A 21124-nucleotide genomic window follows, 5' to 3' on the forward strand; every position below is an offset into this window, starting at 1 on the left:
AGGAACGGATGGTTCTGGTACTGAGTGACCACCGGAGCTCGCGGCCGGGGGGCTTGCCTGACTGCTACAACCAGTGGCGGACTGGGCGCTCACCGCGGGAGCGCTGGAGCGGCTGGAGCTGGGACAGCGGGCGAACAATTCGGCGTCCGGCGCGGTGGCGCGCGGCTGATTTTCTAAGGGAGGGCACGGAACGGGGAAGGTTCTCGATCGGCGGTCACCGGGTGGTTGTGCGCACCTACGATTGAATCTGCTCAGACCCCAGTCCCAGATAGCAGCTCTGCTCTTGGGTACGTGAGGGCCGAAGGAGGCGCTCTGGCGGGGGAGGTATCCACGCGAAAACCGCTGCCCAGTATGAAACTATGGTGATGCGTGACACCATCACTTCATGAATACGCATATAGATGGGTGCTTGCTGTGGCCCACTGAAGACGGTCTGCTCCTTCTGGGGGAGTCCGATGACGTGGCGGACATGGCGCGTACCGCACCCCATCTGGGGCAGGAGGTTCCGGCCTCGATCTTGGGCAGGATCGCGGCGGTAATCCAGGGGGTCGAAGGCCTGGAACTGCAGCGTGGGCGATGGTTCAAAGCCGATGCTGAGAGCGCAGAATGGCTTGCCAAGAATGGCGTCAAGAATCTCGGCTCCGGGGTGGTCCGCATCAAGGACATTTCTGGTGCCCCCGGTAATCCCGGCCAGATCGCCAAGCATCTTACCGTGATGCCAGCAGGGCTGCTGACCCCGGCGGCACCGGCAATCCTCGCGGCGGCGGCGTTGCAGCTCTCCTTGCAGTCATCTCTGGACGCCATGCGCATGTACCTGGAATCCATGGACCAGAAACTGGACGATCTACTACGGCAGCGCAAGATCGAAACGGTCGGTCAGCTGAACGGGATCTCGTGGATACTCCAGGAAGCCGCCGAGCTCTGCGAAGGCACCGGTCAGGTGACCGCCATGAGCTGGTCCACGGTCCAGGGCACGGGATTGGCGCTGGCCACTGCTCAGGCCGAATGCCTGGGCCAGCTCAAGGACGTGGCCGTCAGGGTGGGCAGACACCGCGGGGACACGGATGCGCTGGCCGGTGCGATCGCCACTGGACAGCAGGACGTGACGTTCTGGCTCGCCGTCCTGGGGCAAGCAATGAAGCTGCAGGACCAGTACCACGTGCTGCAGCTGGCGCGGATCACCACGCAGGAGCCCATGGAACTGGACGACAGCCGCCGGGCCATAGCCACCAGCAGGACCAAGCGGGGAGAGCAGGTGGTGGATGCCGTCCGGGACATTTCGTCCACCCTCCAACAGCTCTCGGATCTCTCGGACTTGAACAGGGTGGCCAACCCTCTGACGTCCCGGCGGGTGACCCGCGCTGCGAACGCCATCGCTTCCGACCTAGAGAAGTTCGTGGAGTATGCAGATCTGGGGGTTCTGGGCGCAACGTTCCTGGAACCACCATCGTGGGGTGGGTCAGCGAAGAAGGTTCTCCACAAGGGCGTGAACCGGGTCGAAATGGCGGGCACCAGCATGGTGGGCCAGGCCAAGACCATGACCTCTCGTGTGCGCGGACGGCGGGAACAGGCAACGCTGAACAGGGCGGAGAAAATCATGGCGCGCCGTCAACGCGCCCTGGAACGAACGGACAACCCGTCACCCGACCAGGACGACGCTCCCGCACCCTGAACTGGCATCACTCTTAGTCATGTGGGGTCATTCACGGAGCCAGACGTCGTCATTCCCGAGAGCCCTCTCTGGAATCGCGTGGAACACGGGCGCACCGGTCGTGTGATGTCTCGGACACTTCTACCCGGCGGCGCGCCGACCTGTGACGGCGTTGCGCGCCCGCCCTAGGGTTGTCCTTGGCATGTGTTCCACACCAGGACGACTTCCGGAGGCAGCAATGTCCGGCCAACAGGTTGGTTCAGCAACGACATCCACAACCATGAGCCGGGAGAAAATCTCGATGCTGTGGAAATTCGGGCTGATGCTCGTCATTGCCGTGGTGATCTTCGTCATTCCCGCTCCCGCGGGCGTGGACCCCCGCGGCATGCACATGCTCGGCATTTTCGTGGCCACCATCCTGGGCCTGATCCTGCAGCCCCTGCCCACTCCGTCGGTGGCGCTGATCGGTCTGGCGGCTGCCATGATCACGGGCGCCATGGACGTGAGCGGGGGAGAGGCCCTCAGCGGGTTCTCGAACCCCGCGGTGCTGCTGATCGTCGCGGCGTTCTTCATCGCGGACGGCTTCCTGCTGACCGGGCTGGGGCGGCGCATCGCGCTGATGTTCCTCACCGTTCTGGGCAGGTCCCCGCTGGGCATCGCCTACGGCATGGCCGTCACGGACCTGCTGCTCTCCCCGGCCACCCCCTCCAACACCGCTCGCGCCGGTGGTGTGGTGTACCCGATCGTCCGCTCGGTCGCGGAGGTCCAGGGGTCCACCCCTGAGACGGACGAGTCGCGGCGTCGTCTCGGTTCGTACCTGGCGTTCACCGCGGCCCACGTGAACGTGATCACCAGTGCCATGTTCATCACCGCCATGGCGGGCAACCCGCTGGCCGTGGACGCGGCGGCCAAGCTGGGCGTGCAGATCTCCTGGGGCCAGTGGGCCCTGGCCGCCCTGGTGCCCGGCCTGGTGAGCCTGGCCGTGGTGCCGTGGCTGCTCATGAAGATCTACCCGCCCACGCTCAAGGAGACCCCGGAGGCTCCCGCCATGGCCCGGCAGGAGCTGCAGAAGATGGGCTCCATGACCCGCGGCGAGATCGTCATGGCCGCCACCTTCGTGCTCCTGCTCCTGCTGTGGGTGTTCGGCAGCATCATCGGCGTCAGTGCCACCACGGCGGCCTTCGTGGGCATCGCGGTGCTGCTGCTGACCAAGGTGCTCACCTGGAGCGACATGGCCAAGAACGGTTCCGCGTGGAACACGCTCATCTTCTTCGCCGTGCTGGTGGGCATGGCCGAGAACCTGAACAACCTGGGCGTGATCGACTGGATCGGGAAGGTGGTGTCCGGGGCCGTGGGCGGCATGCCCTGGGGCGTGGCGTTCGTGGTCCTGGCGCTGGTGTACTTCTACGCGCACTACATGTTCGCCTCGAACACCGCGCAGATCGTGGCCATGTACTCGGTGTTCCTCGGCGCGGCCATCAGTGTGGGGACCCCGCCCATGTTCGCGGCGCTGGTCCTCGGGTTCATCGGCAACCTGTTCGGCGCCATCTCCCACTACGCCTCGGGCCCGTCCGGCGTGGTTTACGGCTCCGGCTACGTGAAGGTCTCCGAGTGGTTCAAGGTCGCGTTCATCATGTCGGTGGCCATCCTGGTCATCTGGGGCGTGGTGGGCACCGGCTGGATGTGGGTCCTCGGCGACCTCGCCGTGTAGCCCGCCGGCTGTCCCCTCCCCGTACGACGACGCTCGGTGCCCTCCCAGGGACACCGAGCGTCGTCGTACGGGCACCGGCTGGAAACCGCGCCCAGCCACGGAACGGGCGCCGTGCGGTCTGCACGGCGCCCGTCGTCTGTGGAAAGCGGGGTGGCTCAGCTGTCCCGGTCGCGCAGCACCTGCCGCAGCTTCTCCCGGTTGAGCCCGGCGATCGCGGTCAGCGGGATCCCCGCCGGGCACACCTCCGCGCACTCGCCGTACACCGAGCAGGGGCCAAACTCCTCCTCCGCGGCCCGGGTGATGTTCTTGGCCCGACGGCTGCGCTCCTTGGCCCCGGCGGGCAGGGTGGCCAGGTGCATGGTCTTGGAGCCCGCGAACAGCTGCGCGGAGCCGTTGGGGCACGCCGCCACGCACGCCCCGCAGCCGATGCACGCGGCCAGGTCCAGGGCCCACTCGGCAGCCTGGTGGGCCACCGGGATCGCGTCCGCGTCCGGGGCCGTGCCCACGGAGGTGGACACGAACCCACCGGCCTCGATCACCCGGTCCAGGGCGCTGCGGTCCACCGCCAGGTCCTTCACCACGGGGAAGGCCCCGCTGCGGAACGGTTCGAGCTGCACCGTGGCGCCGTCCTCGAAGGACCGCAGGTGCTGCCGGCAGGACGGCGTCCTCTTCACCGGACCGTGCGGCCTGCCGTCCACGGTCACGCCGCACGCGCCGCAGATGCCCTCGCGGCAGTCCGAGTCGAAGGCGACCGGCTCCTCGCCGCGGGCCACGAGGTCGTCGTTGAGCTTGTCGAGCGCCTCCAGCAGGGAGAACTCCGGCCCCACGTTCTCCAGGAGGTACTCCTCGAAACGGCCCTCCTCGGCGCCGGACTCCTGGCGCCAGACCTTCAGCGTGAGCTTCATGAGGATCGTCCTCTCATCGGTAGTCGCGGGTCTCGGGTGGAACGGTGGGGAACTCCAGGTGCTCCCGGCGCCGCACGTAGCGCGGACCGGGCGCCGCGGCGTCGTCGCACCCCACGCGCTCCCAGGCGGAGGCGAAGAGCCAGTGGGCGTCGTCGCGCTGGGCCTCTCCACCCTCGGTCTGGTGCTCCTGGCGGAAGTGGGCGCCGCAGGACTCGTCCCGGTCCAGGGCGTCCAGGCACATCAGCTCGGCCATGTCCAGGTAGTCGGCCACGCGGCCCGCGCGTTCGAGCTCCTGGTTGAAGCCGTCCGGGCGTCCCTGCACGCGCAGGTCGGACCAGAACTCCTCCCGCAGGGCGCGGATGCCTTCAAGACCCTCCGCGAGCCCCTGCGCGGAGCGGGTGACCCCGCACGTCGAGTAGAGCAGGTCGCCCAGTCGCCGGTGGAACCGCTCGGGGCCCTGGGTGCCGTGGATGTCGAGCAGTGCCTGCACGCCCGCCTCGGCCTCGGCAACCGCGGCCCGCGCCGCGTCGTCGTCCGGGGAGAGCTTGGGCTTGCCCAGCAGTGGCGCGAGGTAGTTCGGCACGGAGTAGGGCAGCGTGAACCACCCGTCCACGCACGCGGAGAGCAGCGAGTTGGCGCCCAGCCGGTTGGCCCCGTGGTACCCCCAGCCGGCCTCGCCGCCCACGAACAGGCCGGGGACGGACGTCATCATGTCGTAGTCGCTCCACAGACCGCCCATGGCGAAGTGCGCGCCGGGTGCGATCCTCATGGGCTCCCGGTAGGGGTCCTCGCCGGTGGCGTCCGAGTACATCTCGAACAGGTTGCCGTAGCGCTCCGCGATCACGTCCCGCCCCAGCCGCTCGATGGCGTCCCGGAAGTCCAGGTACACGGAGTTCTTCAGCGGCCCGACGCCGCGCCCCGCGTCGATCTCGGTCCGCGCCGCCCTGCTGGCGACGTCGCGCGGCGTGAGGTTGCCGTACGCCGGGTAGCGGCGCTCCAGGTAGTAGTCGCGCTCGTCCTCCGGGACGTCGTTGGGGGCGCGGTCGTCCCCGGGCCTCACGGGAACCCAGATCCGCCCGTCGTTGCGCAGGGACTCGCTCATCAGCGTGGTCTTCGACTGCCACTCGCTGGAGACAGGCAGCGCCGTGGGATGGAACTGGATGAAGCACGGGTTGGCGAACAGCGCCCCGCGCCGGTGGGCCCGGAACGCGGCGGTGACGTTCGAGTTCTTGGCCAGCGTGGAACGGTAGTACACGTTCCCGTACCCGCCCGTGGCCAGGACCACGGCGTCTCCGGTGACCGCGGAGATCTCCCCGGTGACCAGGTCCCGGACCACGATGCCCTGCGCGCGGCCGTCCGCGACGATCAGGTCCAGCATCTCGGTGCGCGTGTGCAGGTTCACCTGGCCCGTGGAGACCTGGCGCAGCAGCGCCTGGGCCGCGGCCACCTGCAGCTGCTGCCCGGTCTGGCCGCGGGTGTAGTAGGTGCGGGAGACCTGCACGCCGCCGAAGGAGCGGGTGGCCAGCTGGCCCCCGTACTCGCGGGCGAAGGGGGCGCCGATCGCGTTCATGTGGTCGATGACCCGCACGCTCTCCTCCGCGAGCCGCCAGGCGTCCGCCTCGCGACCCCGGAAGTCGCCGCCCTTCACGGTGTCCTTCACGAACCGGGCGATCGAGTCGTTGTCCACCTTCCGGGCGCGGGCTGCGTTGATGCCGCCCTGGGCTGCCACCGAGTGGGCGCGTCGCGGGGCGTCGTGGAACGTGAAGGACTCCACGTTGTACCCCAGCTCGCCCAGTGCGGCGGCCGCACCGGCCCCGGCCAGGCCCGTGCCGACAACGATCACGGTGAACTTGCGCCGGTTCAGCGGGGACACCAGGCGGTAGTGCAGCCGACGGTCCGCCCAGGTCTCGGCCCCGGAGACCTGCGAGTCCAGACCGGGGAGGTCCGGGCCCAGGGTGCGCATCTCCTCCAGCAGGGCCTGCGGGGAGGTGGATGTGGACGCCTTCATCACTGAATCACTCCCAGGAGAACCATGATGGGGATGGAGATGTTGCCCAGGCAGATGGCCACGGCGACCAGTCCGGCCACCCACGCCGCGACCTGACGCAGCCGCTTGCCGGTGGCGCCGAGGTCGTTGGCGGCCGTCCATGTCCCGTGGGCCACGTGGGCGGTGAGCACGAGCATGGTGAGCATGTAGAAGGCGGCCACCAGCGGGCGCTGGAAGCTGGCCACCAGGTTGGCGTAGGCGGAGCCCCGCTCGAACGCGCCGGAGGCGGCGGGCTGCACTCCCAGGGTGAGGTCCAGGACGTGGAAGACCACGAACAGCAGGAGCACCACGCCGGTGCCCAGCATGTACCGCGCCAGCAGTGCGTCCGGGCGGCGCAGCCCCTTCCGGGGGAACGCCCCGCGTGCCCGGCGGGCGCGCGACCACAGCAGGATGCCGAAGCCCACGTGCAGGAGCAGACTGACCAGCAGCACCACCCGCAGGATCCAGAGCACGCCCTCGTAGGGAACCAGGGGCATCAGGATCTCGCGCAGCCAGTGGGCGTAGTGGTCGAACTCCTCCTGCCCGCGGTAGATGTGCAGGTTTCCGTACATGTGGACGAACACGAAACCCACGAAGATCAGCCCGGTGACGGCCATGGTGGTTTTCGCCACGAAGTTCGACACCGGGAGCCGTCTGCGTGCTCGCACGGGTGGGATGGGCTGGCGTTGCGCGGTTGCCGTCATGTTCGTTCCTTCTCAGAGCGGAAAAGAGTTTTTCCCGACCTCGTGCCTGTGCTTTCCAATCTACTACCGGCGGGTAAAAGAATGCGGGAAATTTTCATGTCTGTGCGTGTGGTGTTTGTGCGGGCAATTGCGCCAGGTATTTAGGACACGCACATATCTTTTATTTCCGCGGTACAGCTCTGTGGGTCCGGGGCGCCGGGCCGTGCTCACCGCGTCGGATGCCCCCGGTCCTCCGGGGGGGGCGAGGTCACCGTTGACTGTCATAAGTAGTATTTTATATGCTAAATATACAGCGGTCCGTCCGAGGTCCGTCCGGGAGAACAGGAAACAGCCATGACGCACACCGCACCGGCCCGGTCGCAGAAGGGCCCCTCGGGTCACGGTGAGGGAGCGGAACCCACCGGGGGCACCGCCACCCTGGCGGAGACGGTGGGCCGCAGCGAGCCGCGGCACGGCCATCCGTCCGCCACCACGGTCCTGGACGAGGACGGTGTGCGGATCGTCGCGTTCGAGTTCGGTGCCGGCGACGCACTGAAGGAGCACGCCACCCCTCATCCCGCCCTGGTGCAAGTGGTCCGCGGCCGCGTGAACTTCACGCTTCCGGACGGCGTCCTGGAGCTCGGCCCCGGCCGCGTCCTGCACCTCACCGAAGGCCTGCGCCACGCCGTGGATGCCGTGGAGACCACCACTCTCACGGTCACGCTGCTGCCCAGCGCGTCGTCCTCCACGACACCCACCACCTGCGCGCCGTGACCGTCGCGGCGCACACTCCTGAGCAGCAGAGGAGCACCACGTGAGCATCGTCAAGATCAACGCCCTGCACGTCCTGGAGGGCCACGGGGAGGAGCTCGCGCAACGCTTCGCGGGGCGCAGCGGCCTGGTGGAGACGCGGCCCGGCTTCGAGGGGTTCCAGGTGCTGCGGCCGAACGACGGGCGTGGCACCTGGCTGGTGGTCACCCGCTGGACGGACGAGGCCTCCTACGACGGCTGGTACTCCCAGCGCCCGCGGCGCGACCCCAGCACCGTCACCTACTCGGACGGCTGGGAGCTGTGGTCCTTCGACCTGGTGGAGGATGTGGCCCCCGCCGGGTCCTGACCCGCGACGAGTCTGGGAGCGCGGACCGGGGCCGCGAAAGTGCTGGAGGGCGCTCCTGCGAGCACTAGGATCGGCCACCATGGAAACCGAGAGCACGTCACTGCACACCTTCCTCGTGCGCCTGGAGCACCCGGACGAGGCCGGGTGGAAGACCTGGGTCCGCCCCCACGCGGAGTGGATTTTTGCCCAGCTCGCCGCCGGGACCATCGTGGCCTCGGGGCCGTCGGTGGGAACGCAGGTGCGCCAGGGGTGGCTCCTCATGCGCGCCACCTCCGAGGTGCAGCTCCATGAGGTCCTGGCCACGGACCCGTTCTGGGAGCACGGGATCGTGGAGAACCTCCTGGTCGTGGAGTGGGACCCCATCTTCGGAAACCTGGCGGAGTTCTCCTCCCGCCCCGACGGCGTGGCCGGCTGAGGAGTGCGGGTGGCCCACTCTGATACCTCCGCCCACGGCGGTGAGCCGCCCGCCCCGCGGCTGCGACCCCTTCGCCTGGCCGACGCTCCAGACGTCCTGGCCGCCTTCCTCTCAGATCCCGCCATGGCGCGGCAGGGAACGGCGCGCACGCTGGCGGAGGCTGAGACGTACGTGCGACGGGTGAGTGAGCCGCCCCGCGGCATCGCCCGTGCAGTATGCGTGGAGGACCGGGCGGTAGGGCTGGTGGGGCTCACCGTGGACCGTGAGAACGCCAGCGGCTGGTTCTGGTACTGGATGACGGCCGACGCCCGGGGCCGGGGTTGGACCTCGCGTGCAGCGGCCACCGTTGCGGACTGGGCCCTGACGGACGGCGGACTGGCGCGGCTGGAACTGGGCCACCGGGTGAACAACCCCGCCTCCGGGGCGGTGGCGAGGGCTGCGGGTTTCGTGCGCGAGGGGACCGAGCGGGAGAAGTTCCTGGTGGACGGCCACCGCGTGGACGTGGCCATCTACGGCCGGCTCCGCACCGACCCCTGGCCGGTGTACTGGGCCATGCCCACGGCCTCCGACGACCGCTGAGAGACGTGGCCGGGTGCGGCGCCGGACACCATCCCGTGGAACCTGCGAGACCCACCGGGATGACACCGTGCCGACCGGGAAGAAAGTCTCTGAGTGTCGAGTGTCACCCGTGTGTCGGAGGCCCGGCGGGACTAGCGTTGACACCATGATCAAGGACTCGAAACTCACCGTCGTCGGAGCCGGAGCCGTGGGGTCGAGCGTGGCGTACGCCTCGCTGATCCGGGGGTCCGTGCGCCACATCGCCCTCTACGACATCGCGTCCGCGAAGGCCGAGGCGGAGGCCCTGGACCTCGCCCACGGCTCGCAGTTCGCCGCGCACACGGACATCGTGGGCGGCGGCTCGGACATCGGCCTGACCGAGAACTCGGACGTGGTGGTCATCACCGCGGGGGCCAAGCAGAAGCCCGGGCAGACCCGCCTGGAGCTGGCCGGGACCAACGCCAAGATCATGTCCCAGCTGGTCCCGCCGCTGCTGGAGGCCTCCCCGAACGCGATCTTCGTGGTGGTCACCAACCCGTGCGACCCGCTGACCACCCTGTCCCAGCAGGAGACCGGACTGCCCCCGGAGCGGATCTTCGCCTCCGGCACCGTGCTGGACACCTCCCGCCTGCGCTGGCTGATCGCCCAGAAGGCGGGCGTGGCCACCAGCAGCGTGCACGCGCACATCGTGGGGGAGCACGGTGACTCCGAGTTCGCCGTGTGGTCCACCGCCACCATCGGCACCGTGCCCATCCTGGAGTGGACCCGCAACGGGGAGCGGGTGTTCACCCGTGAGGACCTGGACCACATCCTCGCCGAGGTCCGCGGCGCGGCCTACAGGGTGATCGAGGGCAAGGGCGCCACCAACGATGCCATCGGCCTGTCCAGCGCACGGATCGTGGAGGCCATCACGGGGGACCAGCACGCCATCCTCAACGTGGCGCCGGTGCTCTCCGACTTCCACGGCATCGACGGGATCGCCATGTCCGTGCCCAGCGTGATCGGCGCGGACGGCGCACACCCCATCCTCGAGACCCCGTTCTCCGAGGACGAGCTCAGCCGCCTGACCGCGTCCGCGCAGACCCTGCGCGGCGTCGTCGACAGCCTGAGCTGACCACCCCGCCGCACCGCCCTCCCGGAGACCGCCATGTGGACCCAATCCCTCGATGCCCTGGGCAGCCTGCCCCTGACCGCGCTCGTGGCCGCCGTGCCGATCGTCGTGTTCCTCGCGTGCATGATGCTCCTCAAGCTCACGGGCCTGAAGTCCGGCGTGGTCGCGCTGGTCGTGCAGGTGCTGGTGGCGCTGCTGGTGTTCAGGATGCCCGCCTCCGCCGTGGCGGGCGCGGGGCTGCTGGGTCTGCTGACCGCGCTGTGGCCGATCGCCTACATCATCATCATGGCGGTGTGGCTGTACCGGCTCAGCGTGCGCTCGGGCCGCTTCGACGTGATCCGCTCCTCGATCGCGAACGTCTCCGCGGACCAGCGCATCCAGGTGCTGCTGATCGCCTTCGCGTTCGGGGCGTTCCTGGAGGGCGTTGCGGGGTTCGGGGTGCCCATCGCCATCTGCGCGGCGCTGCTCGTGCAGCTGGGCTTCCCGCCCCTGCGCGCCGCGGTGCTGTGCCTCGTGGCGAACGTGGCCGCGGGTGCGTACGGGGCCATCGGCGTGCCCGTCCTGGTGGGCGCGCAGGTGACGGGCATGGACGTCCAGGACCTCTCCCGTGCCCTGGTGGTCCTCCTGCAGCCGCTCACGTTCCTGGTGCCGTTCCTGCTGGTCTGGATGGTGGACGGCGTGCGCGGGCTGCGCGAGACCTGGCTTCCGGCGCTCGTGTCCGGCGCGGTGTTCTGCGTGGTGCAGGGCGGGCTGCTGTGGTTCATGGGTCCCGAGCTCGCGGACCTGGCCGCCGGGCTGCTGGCCATGGTCTCCCTGTTCGTGCTGTGCCGCGTGTGGGCCCCGCGGCACGTGTCCCGCGCCCCGGAGGCCCCCGAGACCGCCGAGGCCGCGCACCCCGCTGGTGAGGTGGTCCGCGCGTGGAGCCCGTTCTACATCCTCACCATCGTGATCCTGCTCTGGTCCGTGCCCGCGGTGCAGGCCCTCTTCACCAAGGGCGCCCTGGGGTTCACCACGTTCAAGGTCCCCATGCCGGGGCTCACCGGCCACGTGACCACCGCCGCCGGGACCGTGGTGAACGCCACCTGGAACTTCTCGATCCTCGGGGCCACGGGCACCGCCATCCTGATCGCCGTGCTCATCACGTTCTTCACCACCCCGCAGCTGCACGCCAGGGAGCTGCTGGAAGAGCTCTCCGGCGCCGTCAAGGCCCTGGGCCCGGCCATTGTGCTGATCGCGGTGATCCTGGTGCTGGCGAACATCGCCAACTACTCCGGCGGGTCCACGGCCATGGGCACCGCGCTCGCGGCGACCGGCCCCGTCTTCCCGCTCATCGCTCCGGTGATCGGCTGGATCGGCGTGTTCCTCACCGGTTCGGTGGTCAACAACAACACCCTGTTCGCGCCGCTGCAGGTGGCCACGGCCGAGGGGATCGGGGCGAGCCCCGCCCTGCTCGTGGGGACGAACACCGCCGGCGGCACCACGGCCAAGGTGATCTCCCCGCAGTCCATCGCCATCGCGGCAGGTGCCGTGGGCCTCAACGGGCGCGAGGCGGAGATCATGCGCGGCTCGCTCTTCTACAGCCTGGGGATGCTCGTCGTCATCTGCGTGTGGACGTTCGTGCTCGCCCTGGTCTGAGTCCGCCCGGTCACGGGGGAGACGGTTCTCCCTGGCAGGTGGCACCGGGCAGATGTTGACTGGAGGTCGAACACGAAGTGCGGCTGCTGCCCGGCGGCGTCGGCATGCTTCTGGGGCCACCACGCACGGTGGACCCCGGAGCGGCTGACGCCCTGCGCAGTACCAGCCGTGGACGAGGAGGACGACATGACCGATACCATGCGAGCCCTGCTGGCGGGACGCGGACCCCTGTGGGTCCTGGAGGATGTGCCCGTGCCCACCCCCGGGCCGGGAGAGGTGCTGGTGCGCAACCGCGCCGCGGCCGTGCAGAACGCGGACGTGCCCATGCTGGCGGAGAACGATCCCACCTCCGGGGGAGACGGCACCGTGAAGGTGGCCGGCCACGAGTTCGCCGGGGAGGTCGCCGCGGTGGGATCGGGCGCTGGCGACTGGGCCGTCGGCGACGCCGTGATGGGGCTGTACCCGGGGTCATTTGCCCAGTACGTGGCCGTGGACCACCGCTTCGTCATGCCCCGCCCGGTGGGACTCCCTCCGGAGCGGGCGGTGGCACTGCCCACCGCCCTGCTCACGGAGTACGGCGCCCTGCTGGCAGCCGGTTTCACGGCCGGGCAGAGCGTGCTGGTCACGGGCGCCACCACCGGCATCGGCCTGGTGGGGGTGCAGATCGCCAGGGCGCTGGGCGCATCCACGGTGATCGGTACCACCCGCAGCGCGGGGAAGCGAGAGCTGCTGCTGTCCCTGGGCGTGGACACCGTGGTCGTCACCGCAGAGGAGGACATGACGAGCGCCGTCCTCGCAGCCACTCACGGGGACGGTGTGGACGTGGTCCTGGACCATGTGGCGGGCCAGACGTTCGCCCAGTCCCTTCCGGCCACGCGTCACGACGGTCACGTGGTGAACATCGGCCGGCTGGCCGGGCCGGAGTCCACCATTGACATTGACGCCCTCTCCTTCCGCCACCTCACCGTGCACGGCGTGTCCTTCGGGTTCGCACGTGAGGAAACCCCGCGCATCATCGCGGGGCTGCGGGACACCGTGCTGCCTGCCGTGGCGCGCGGGGAGATCCGCCCCGTGATCGACTCCACCCTGCCCCTGGGCGACCCTGCACCGATCGTGGCGCGGATGACGTCCGCGGATCTTGCTGGCAAAGTGGTGGTGCTCGTCGACGAGTGACCCGTCATCAGCGGACGCACTCTCATCCCTCGGAAGGAACCCACCCATGACCCCGCAGGACCAGCAGCCCCTCCACTCCGGTTTCGACGCCACCACGGACGCGGACGGCGTTCTGGACGGGGTGGACCTCCACGGCAAGGTGGTCCTCGTGACCGGTGGCTCCTCCGGACTGGGTGCCGAGACCGTGGCCGCCCTGGCCCGCGCGGGTGCCTCGGTGATCGCGCCGGTCCGCTCGGCGGGCTCGGTGACCCCCGCGGAGGGCGTCCGTGAGGTGCCGGGGCTGGACCTCGGGGACCTGGGCGCCGTCGCCGCCACGGCGGAGACCGTCCGCGGGATGACCGAGCACCTGGACGCCGTGATCGCCGCGGCCGGGATTATGGCCACACCCCTGCAGCGCATCGGACCGGGCTGGGAGAGCCAGTTCACGGTGAACCACCTGGGGCACTTCGCGCTGCTCACCCGCCTGTACCCCCTGCTCGCGGCGCGGGGTGCGCGCGTGGTCACCTACAGCTCCGCCGGGCACCACCTCTCGGACGTGCACTGGGAGGACCTGCACTTCCTGCGCGGCTACGACAAGTGGCAGGCGTACGGCCAGTCCAAGACCGCCACCAGCCTGCTCGCCGTGGGCCTGGACCGGCGGGGCCGCGAGGACGGCGTGCGTGCCTTCGCAGTGCACCCGGGCGGGATCCTTACGGGCCTGCAGCGCCACCTCCCCCGCGAGGAGCAGGTGGCGCTGGGGTGGGTGGACGAGCACGGCGAGATCGCGGCCGAGGGTTTCAAGTCTCCCTCCCAGGGCGCGGCCACCGGGCTGTGGGCGGCCACCTCGCCCCAGCTGGAGGGCCGCGGGGGCCTGTACCTGGAGGACTGCGACGTCGCCCGGGTCGCCACGGGGGGCCGCGCCGTGGACGGCGGGGTGGCGCCGTACGCCGTGGACCCGAACGCCGCCGAGCAGCTGTGGCGGCTCTCCGCCGCGATGACGGCCAGCGACCTCCCGGCCTGAACCACTCCTGGTGCGCTCGTCCGCGGGGGCGGGTGCACCATGGAGGCGGATCCTCCTGTTCTGGAGAGCGGTCCACCGCCAGTCACCCGGAGGACAGGAGTCCCATGCGTCTGATCACCACCGAAGAGCACGTGGTCCAGCCGGAGGTCGCCCGCGCCGGGGCGGCCGCGAACAGGGCCCTGAGCCCGCACTTCGCGGAGACCTACGATCCTTCCCACGGGCTCAGCGCGTCTCCCACCGTGGAGCAGCTCACGGACCTGGGGGAGGGCAGGATCGCGGACATGGACACCCACGGCATCGACACCCAGGTGGTGTCCGTGCTGGGGATCCAGTTCCTCCCCGGTGACGTGGCGCTGGAGCTGTCCCGCGCTGCCAACGACCGTCTGGGTGCCGCCGTCCGCGAGCACCCGGGCCGCTTCGCGGCGTTCGCGGCGGTGCCCACCACCGCCGGGGGAGCCGTGGCCGCGGACGAGCTCTCCCGCGCCGTGGGCGAGCTGGGCGCGGTGGGTTCCATGGTCTTCGGCCGCACCGGCACGGACTTCCTGGACGCGCCCGCGCTGGAGCCCGTGCTCGCGGCCTCCGAGCGCCTGGGGGTGCCCGTGTACCTGCACCCCACCCCGCCGCCGCGCGGGATCAGCGACCTCGCCTACGCGGGCCTGGACCCCCTGGTCTCCGCACGGTTCGAGACCGCCGGGTGGGGCTGGCACCTGGAGACGGGCGTGCACTTCGTGCACATGGTCCTCTCCGGTGTCTTCGACCGCCACCCGGACCTGCAGGTGGTGCTGGGCCACTGGGGTGAGACCGCCCCGTTCTTCATGGAGCGCTTCGACGAGATGTTCCCGCAGGAGCTCACCCGCCTGGAGCGGCCCGTGTCCGAGTACTTCCGGAGCAACCTGTACATCACCCCCAGCGGGATGTGGAGCGCGGCCCAGCTGAGGTTCTGCCGCGAGCTGGTGGGCGTGGACCGCATGATCTTCTCCGTGGACTACCCGTTCATCCCGCACGAGGGCGCCCGCGAGTTCCTGGAGGCCGCGGACCTCACGCCCCAGGACCGGGAGAAGTTCGCCCACGGCAACGCGGAGCGCCTCCTGGGTCTGTGACCCGCCCCAGGGCCTTGCGCACCACCACGTGACGTCCCGTTCGCCCCGGACCGCGTCCGCGTTCCGGTTTCCACCACTTCCGGGGGTACTCCCGTGCTCGACTCACCCGAGGCGTTCCTGGCCGCCTGCTCCATCGATCCCGCGGTGCACGCGCTGCGCCCGGACTACCGCGCCCTGCTCATGGTGGTGGAGGGCCTGGACGCGGGCGCGGCCTCCGCGGTGGCGGACGAGATGATCGCCCGTGCCGAGACGCACGCCCGTGACCTGATGGCGGAGACCCCCGTGGAGGAGCTGCCCCACATCGCCGCGTGGCGCGAGGCGTACCGGGCGTTCGGGGCCAAGCCGCAGCGCACGCGCAACAGCCTGGAGGCTCTCACCCGCCGCGCCGAGGGCGGGCTGCCACGGGTCAATGCGCTCACGGACATCTACAACGCGGTCTCCGTGCTCCACCAGATTCCGCTGGGCGGTGAGGACGTGGCCCTGTACCAGGGCCCGGCGCGCCTGGTCCGCGCCACGGGAGACGAGCCGTTCGACACGAGCGCCCACGGCGAGGACGTCGTGGAGCACCCGGACGCCGGCGAGGTGGTCTGGCGGGACGATGCCGGGGTCACCTGCCGCCGGTGGAACTGGCGCCAGGGCCGACGCACCGCGCTCTCGGACGGGACCCGTTCCGCGCTGTTCATCATGGACGCCCTCGCCCCGGTGGACGACGCCGCCCTGGCCGCCGCCGCGGACGAGCTCGCCGCCGCACTGGCCACCCTGGGCGAGGGGGTCACGGTGTCCCGCAGGGTGCTGGGCGCCGACTGAGTCCGGGGGCGGTCCGCGCGGACGGTGGTGCCGGGAGGGACCCCGCCCCGCGGCGTCGTCGGCCGGTGGTGGCTCAGGCGAGGTAGAAGGCGGCGGCGTTGTCCCAGAGCACGGCCGCGACCTGCTCGGGCTCCAGCGCGTCGACGACTGCCGTGAAGTCCTCGTCACGGAAGGGCCGCCGCGCACGGGTGGAGGGCAGGTCGGTGCCCACCATGAGGGCGGTGGGATCCACCGCCACGATCTGCCGGATCGCGCTCACGGGGTCCAGGTGCACGCGCCCGAAACCGGTGGCCTTGACCTTCACCCCCTGCTCCACGAGCCGCAGCAGCCCGGGCAGACCGTCCTCGTGCATCCCCAGGTGGTCGATGCTCACGGCGGGCAGCGCGGCGATCCGGCGCGAGAGGTCCTCGTCGATGGTGCTCGCGTCGATGTAGAGCTCGGTGTGCCACCCGGCCAGGCGGTGCACGCGGCGGGCCAGGCGGTCGAGGTCCTCCAGCGCCGCCGAGCCGCCGCGGGCCACGTTGAAGCGCACGGCACGCACACCCGCCTCGTGCAGGCGCTGGATCTCGGCGTCGTCGGTGTCCGCGGGGATCTGTGTGACGCCCACGTAGGACGGGCCGAGCGCGGCGAGCGCGTCCACCAGGTATCCCTGGTCGAAGGCCTGGAACGAGCCGGAGACCACGGCCCCGCCCCTGATGTTCAGCCCCTCGATGCGCCGCTGGTAGTCGGCCACGGTGAACGGGTCGGGCATGAACCCGTTGTTCTCCACGAGCGGGTGGGCGGGGTCGACGATGTGCAGGTGGGCGTCGAAGACGGGCTGGTTCACGATGGGACTCCTCGGGGTGCTGCGGTGGGAAGGAGCACCCGGACGACGGCGCCCGCCACGGCCAGGGCGCCCGCTGCCGCGAGCGCGAGCACCGCGTGCTGTGCTCCGAACGCGCCGCCCACCGCATAGCCCGCGAGCAGGCAGCACGTCACGGTCCAACGGTACGCGGCCCACCCGCGGGCCTGCTCGGTGAGCGGCAGGGCCGTGAGCAGGGTGCGGGAGACGGCGGCGTTGAACGCACCGTTGGCGGCGCCGCCCACGAGGAACAGCGCCGCCCCCGGGCCGAAGCCCGGCAGCGCCAGGGCGAGCACCAGGAAGACGGTTCCCATGGTGGCCGCCCCGCAGACCAGGAGCGTGGTCCGGTGCCCGCGGCTCCGCCCGGCCAGCTGTCCGCCCACCACGACACCCGCTCCCCACAGCCCCCACGCGGACCCCACGGCCGCGGGGGACCACTGGGCGGGGCCGGTGAGCACGAAGACCCCCACGACCCCCTCCACGGAGGTGGCGAACACCGTCCAGACCAGGAGCAGCAGACCCGCCGGGCCGAACGCGCCAGGCTGCGCGAGGCGCCGGAAGCCCAGTAACACACCGCGTTGCGGGGAGGGGTCCAGGACCACGGGTGCGCGCCGCGTGACCGCGAGGGCCGCGAGGGCCAGCACCGTGAACGTGGCCGCGTTGGCGCACAGCAGCGGGGCGATGCCGTTCACGCCGAAGGCGATCCCGCCCAGCGCCGCGCCGCAGGCCTGGGACAGGCCGTTGACCGTGGCCAGGTGGCCCCCGGTCCTTGCGTGGTCCTGGCTGTGCTGGGCCACCAGTTTGTTCCCCACGGGCCCGGTCACGGCGGACACCGCGCTCGCACCCGCCACGCAGGCCACGACCACGGGGTCGGACGCGGTGACCGCCATGAGCAGGAAGAGCCCGCCCTGCACGAGCAGGGAGGCCGGCCACCACCACCAGCGCAGGGACCGGTCCGCGAGGACGCCCCCGAACAGGCCGAGCGCCACGGCGGGCAGTGCCTGCGCCAGCAGGATCGCCGCGAGCAGCCGCGGCGCGCCCGCCTCCGCCGCCCGCAGGGAGAAGGCGATGGCGGCGACGTCGTCCCCGCAGGCCGAGAGGAGCAGGCCCGCGAGCAGCACCGTCAGCCGCGGGTTCACATGTCTCTGCGCGGTTCTCACGGGTTGTCACGCCGCAGGTGGGCGGGCAGCCACACGGCCTCCCACGCGGGGATCTCCTGGCGGGTGTTGCGGTCCCGGGCGGGGGCCTCCGCGGGCAGCCAGTAGCGGCCCGTCTCCCGCTGCAGGTACCCGTACTCCACCAGTTCGCGGCGCCAGAACGCCCAGTCGTCCACGACGCCGCGCAGCACCTCGTTCACCTCGGGTTCCCGGTACGTGCGCCCCGGGTGGAAGAGGGCCACGAGGTGGAGCAGCACGAACACCCGGGCCCGGCGCCGCGCGGGGACGGAGACCACCCGCCCGTTCCGCACGAACCGCTGGAGGGTGCGGCGGTACTCGGCGTGGGCGCGGTGCCACTCGTCGGAGTGGCCCGTTGTCGCCGTGGTCTCGGGGGAGGGGTGCGTGGGGTCCTGGACGTCGGGACCGGGGGTGGCCGTCGCTCCCGCGGGCGAGGGCGCGGAGTCCTGCGGTGGGGGCGCGGCGGCGCCGTCCCGCTCGCGCAGCAGGTCCGCGCGGGCCGCGGTGTAGGGCTGACCGGTGGCGCGCATGCGGGCGCGGACCAGGTCTTTGAAGTCGCTGTGACGGGTCATCTCGTACCTCGGCCGCGCAGCGCACCCCCAGCATGACCACCCGGCCGGACGAGGACCGACAACTCTGCACCGCCCGAGGATTCCCTCCCCTTCGCCGCTGCGCGGGAGCTGGGGTCCGGGCGCAGGCTGGGCGCTGGGCGCGCCGTCTGAGGAGAGTATGCCACACGGTGTGACGTGCACCGCAACACACGGTGCCACAACAGCACCTAGCGCTACCGGCCGCTCTCGTCCTGGCGCTGCAGATCGGACAGCTTTTCCCCGAGCCGCTGCTGCTCCTCCTCCGAGATCTCGATCCCGCTGGTGCGCTGCGCGTCCCGTGCCAGATCCGGGGCCATGGACTCGCCCAGCTGCTCAGCGGGGAGGTTGGACCCGTCCACGGCCTGCACCAGGGCGTCCGCGTGGCGGGTGGTCCAGCGCTCGTGGGGGTCCAGCCCGTGGAGGACCAGGGCGCGGATCCTGTCCCTCCGGCGGCCCTCGGCGCTGATTCCGGTGCGCCCGTTCACCAGCCAGGTGCCCAGCAGCACCGCCACGAACAGCACCCCGAGCCAGCCGATCACGGGGAACACCCTGTTCACCAGGGCCGTGAAGGGCAGGAAGCTCAGCGCGAAGCCCACCAGGGTGACTGCCGCGAACACCCAGCGGTGCGCCGCGGGGCGCGGGGCGGACAGGCGCCTGCCCAGGGAGTAGAAGACGCCCAGCGACGTGCTGAAGATCATCAGGTAGGTCCCCACGGACGCCACGACACCCAGGACGGGGTTGATGGAGTCGATCAGAGCGAGGGTGGGCAGGTCCGCGTCGTGAACGGTGCGGATGCTCAGCAGCAGTGCCACGGTCATGAGCAGGAGCAGCCCGCTGAAGATCAGCCCTCCCAGGAAACCTCCCCACCCGGCGGCCCGGGGACTCCAGTTGGAGCCGCCGATGATGATGGCCATGGCGATGCCGCTGAACATGGACAGCCCCGTGTAGTTCACGGTGGCCAGGAACCAGTTGCCCAGGGCGGGCTGGCCGTGCTCCAGCGCGAAGTCGTGGACGCCCTGCAGCGTGCCGTCGAAGGTGACGAAGGAGTAGACCACCGCGCACAGCAGCAGGACGATCATCAGCGGGGTGATCCCGCCGATCAGGTTGCTCACGCGGTCCGTGTCCAGCATCCCGGCCAGGAGCACCAGGACCACCATCAGGGCGGCGCCCACCCACAGGGGCAGCCCGAACTGCTGGTGCAGGTTGGACCCGGCGCCGGCCAGCATCACGAAACCCACGCAGAACTGCGCCACGGAGAGCCCGTAGTCCATGAACCGGGCCACCACCATGGACGTGATGGAGTGGAAGACCTTGCCGTGGGACTGCGCCCGGAAGTAGCTGCCGTACTGCAGGATCGCCATGGCCGTCAGGGGCATCACCAGGAGGTTGACCACCGCTCCCGCCACGCCTCACCAGCCGTAGGAGACGTAGTACTGCAGCATCTCCTGGCCGGAGGCGAACCCCGCGCCCACGGTGACCCCGAAGTATGCCAGGCCGATCATCAGGACCCGTCGAAACATTGCTGGCTCTCTCCCTCGCGTGGCGTTCTGCCGAGCTCCTCGTGGGTGCGGCCGGTGGGGACGCGCCCGGCTCAGCCGTGCCGTCGATCCCCGACCCTGCCACACGGGTCCGCAGCGCGACGCATCCGCCACGGCCCGTGCGGCCCCCGCAGAGCTGGGGCAGACCGGGGGAGGGGCCACGCCGGTGGCAGTCCCGGCGGGCACGCCGGCACGGTGCCACGTCCGCGCGGTGCTATGCGGATGCGGTGCCACGCCGGCGCGGTGCGCGGCGGCAGGGGTGGCGGCCGGGGCGGCGTTGTCGACGTGACGGCCCACCCCGGGCACGAGCCGTGTCAGGCGAGCGGGTCGCCGGAGGTGCGCACGAGCGCCACCCGCACCAGTGCCGAGGCCAGCGCGGGCAGCCGGTCACCGGGCACGAGCCGTGCGAGGGCCTGGGGGTCCCGCGGCAGCCCGAGCCGCGCGGCCCCGTCCAGTGCCTTCCTGTCCAGGAACGGCGAGACCTCCGGCCACACCCCCTGCACCTCCCGCGCGAAGATGGCGGCGCCCGTGGGCCCGATTCCGGGGAACTCCGGCAGTCCCCGCAGCAGCCCCGTGGTGCTCGACGACTCCGCCCGCAGCTGCCGCAGGTCACCGTCCCAGCGCCGCACCAGCAGGTCGGCGGCGTCGCGCAGGATGGTGGCCGTGCGCTCGTCGTAGCGGCGGTACCCGCCGCGCCCCAGGGCCGCGATCACGTCCCGCCGCGGCGCTCGCAGCACCGCGCGCGGCTCCGTGAGCCCGGCGGCGAACAGCTCACGCGCCGTCGTCACCGCGGCGGACGCCCCGATCCGGGTGGACAGCAGGTTGGCCAGGACGAGCAGCTGGTGCAGCTCGCGGGGCTCGTCCCGCAGCCCGATCCCAGCCTCTTGCGCGTAGGTCCGTCCGAAGCGCGCCAGCAGCCGCTCCACCGTCTCCGCGGGGTCCGCCCCTGCGCCGGTCTCCGAGAGTTCATCCACGGGAATAGTGTCGCACCGCCGCCGCTTCCACCCGGTGACGGACCCCGCGGACGACGCCGCCGGGCGGGGCCTCGGACCCGGCACTCGCCCGGGTGCCCACGAACGGAAGGCAGA

General features: G+C 71.0%; 20 protein-coding genes. 12 read left to right on the forward strand and 8 right to left on the reverse strand.

Annotated elements, in window-relative coordinates; genetic code table 11:
• Positions 1-409 precede the first annotated feature (409 nt).
• Together Q4A22_RS04555 and Q4A22_RS04560 are read left to right on the forward strand one after the other, a co-directional pair.
• Positions 410-1672 carry a hypothetical protein gene (locus Q4A22_RS04555; protein ID WP_303177544.1) on the forward strand — a complete coding sequence of 421 codons (1263 nt, stop codon included), beginning with the start codon at positions 410-412 and terminating at the stop codon, positions 1670-1672.
• A gap of 259 nt (positions 1673-1931) precedes the next feature.
• Entirely contained in the window at positions 1932-3362 is a 1431-nt protein-coding gene (locus Q4A22_RS04560) for an anion permease (protein ID WP_303177545.1), read from the forward strand.
• Between the two features lie 155 nt (positions 3363-3517).
• On the opposite strand, the gene Q4A22_RS04565 is transcribed toward Q4A22_RS04560, so the two are convergent.
• The 3 genes from Q4A22_RS04565 to Q4A22_RS04575 are packed head-to-tail and all read right to left on the reverse strand — an operon-like array spanning position 3518 to position 6997.
• Positions 3518-4267 (reverse strand): succinate dehydrogenase/fumarate reductase iron-sulfur subunit, encoded by a 750-nt coding sequence (locus Q4A22_RS04565; protein WP_303177546.1) that lies wholly within the window; start codon positions 4265-4267, stop codon positions 3518-3520.
• Positions 4268-4280: 13 nt separating this feature from the next.
• A complete protein-coding gene (locus tag Q4A22_RS04570) occupies positions 4281-6275 on the reverse strand; it encodes a fumarate reductase/succinate dehydrogenase flavoprotein subunit (protein ID WP_303177547.1) in 1995 nt (664 codons plus the stop codon).
• Entirely contained in the window at positions 6275-6997 is a 723-nt protein-coding gene (locus Q4A22_RS04575) for a succinate dehydrogenase cytochrome b subunit (RefSeq protein ID WP_303177548.1), read from the reverse strand. The genes Q4A22_RS04570 and Q4A22_RS04575 overlap by 1 nt, the downstream gene beginning before the upstream one ends.
• Positions 6998-7330: 333 nt before the next feature.
• On the opposite strand from Q4A22_RS04575, the gene Q4A22_RS04580 reads away from it, so the two are divergent.
• From Q4A22_RS04580 to Q4A22_RS04625, 10 genes are all read left to right on the forward strand, one after another.
• Positions 7331-7750 (forward strand): cupin domain-containing protein, encoded by a 420-nt coding sequence (locus Q4A22_RS04580; protein WP_303177549.1) that lies wholly within the window; start codon positions 7331-7333, stop codon positions 7748-7750.
• Positions 7751-7790: 40 nt separating this feature from the next.
• Positions 7791-8093 (forward strand): antibiotic biosynthesis monooxygenase, encoded by a 303-nt coding sequence (locus Q4A22_RS04585; RefSeq protein ID WP_303177550.1) that lies wholly within the window; start codon positions 7791-7793, stop codon positions 8091-8093.
• Positions 8094-8172: 79 nt separating this feature from the next.
• Positions 8173-8508 carry a YciI family protein gene (locus Q4A22_RS04590; RefSeq protein ID WP_303177551.1) on the forward strand — a complete coding sequence of 112 codons (336 nt, stop codon included), beginning with the start codon at positions 8173-8175 and terminating at the stop codon, positions 8506-8508.
• 9 nt (positions 8509-8517) lie between these two features.
• Positions 8518-9087, forward strand: a complete 570-nt coding sequence (locus Q4A22_RS04595; RefSeq protein ID WP_303177552.1) for a GNAT family N-acetyltransferase — start codon at positions 8518-8520, stop codon at positions 9085-9087.
• A gap of 145 nt (positions 9088-9232) precedes the next feature.
• Positions 9233-10180 carry an L-lactate dehydrogenase gene (locus Q4A22_RS04600; RefSeq protein ID WP_303177553.1) on the forward strand — a complete coding sequence of 316 codons (948 nt, stop codon included), beginning with the start codon at positions 9233-9235 and terminating at the stop codon, positions 10178-10180.
• Positions 10181-10213: 33 nt separating this feature from the next.
• Complete coding sequence (locus Q4A22_RS04605; protein ID WP_303177554.1) at positions 10214-11812, forward strand: L-lactate permease; 1599 nt, start codon at positions 10214-10216, stop codon at positions 11810-11812.
• Between the two features lie 186 nt (positions 11813-11998).
• Positions 11999-12985, forward strand: a complete 987-nt coding sequence (locus tag Q4A22_RS04610; RefSeq protein ID WP_303177555.1) for a zinc-binding dehydrogenase — start codon at positions 11999-12001, stop codon at positions 12983-12985.
• Between the two features lie 46 nt (positions 12986-13031).
• A complete protein-coding gene (locus tag Q4A22_RS04615; protein ID WP_303177556.1) occupies positions 13032-13985 on the forward strand; it encodes an oxidoreductase in 954 nt (317 codons plus the stop codon).
• Between the two features lie 104 nt (positions 13986-14089).
• Positions 14090-15085 (forward strand): amidohydrolase family protein, encoded by a 996-nt coding sequence (locus tag Q4A22_RS04620; RefSeq protein ID WP_303177557.1) that lies wholly within the window; start codon positions 14090-14092, stop codon positions 15083-15085.
• 93 nt (positions 15086-15178) lie between these two features.
• Positions 15179-15892, forward strand: a complete 714-nt coding sequence (locus Q4A22_RS04625) for a B3/4 domain-containing protein (RefSeq protein ID WP_303177558.1) — start codon at positions 15179-15181, stop codon at positions 15890-15892.
• A gap of 73 nt (positions 15893-15965) precedes the next feature.
• Here the strand turns inward: Q4A22_RS04625 and Q4A22_RS04630 are convergent, their stop codons facing one another.
• The 5 genes from Q4A22_RS04630 to Q4A22_RS04650 form a co-directional block, all read right to left on the reverse strand.
• Positions 15966-16718, reverse strand: a complete 753-nt coding sequence (locus Q4A22_RS04630; protein WP_303177559.1) for an amidohydrolase — start codon at positions 16716-16718, stop codon at positions 15966-15968.
• Complete coding sequence (locus tag Q4A22_RS04635; RefSeq protein ID WP_303177560.1) at positions 16715-17872, reverse strand: MFS transporter; 1158 nt, start codon at positions 17870-17872, stop codon at positions 16715-16717. The genes Q4A22_RS04630 and Q4A22_RS04635 overlap by 4 nt, the downstream gene beginning before the upstream one ends.
• Positions 17873-17889: 17 nt before the next feature.
• Positions 17890-18480: a DUF2087 domain-containing protein gene (locus Q4A22_RS04640; protein WP_303177561.1), complete on the reverse strand. Its 591-nt coding sequence runs from the start codon at positions 18478-18480 to the stop codon at positions 17890-17892.
• Between the two features lie 212 nt (positions 18481-18692).
• Complete coding sequence (locus Q4A22_RS04645; protein ID WP_303177562.1) at positions 18693-19904, reverse strand: hypothetical protein; 1212 nt, start codon at positions 19902-19904, stop codon at positions 18693-18695.
• 446 nt (positions 19905-20350) lie between these two features.
• Complete coding sequence (locus Q4A22_RS04650; protein WP_303177563.1) at positions 20351-21010, reverse strand: endonuclease; 660 nt, start codon at positions 21008-21010, stop codon at positions 20351-20353.
• Positions 21011-21124: the final 114 nt, after the last annotated feature.

This window comes from Kocuria sp. (assembly GCF_030530945.1).
Lineage (GTDB): Bacteria > Actinomycetota > Actinomycetes > Actinomycetales > Micrococcaceae > Kocuria.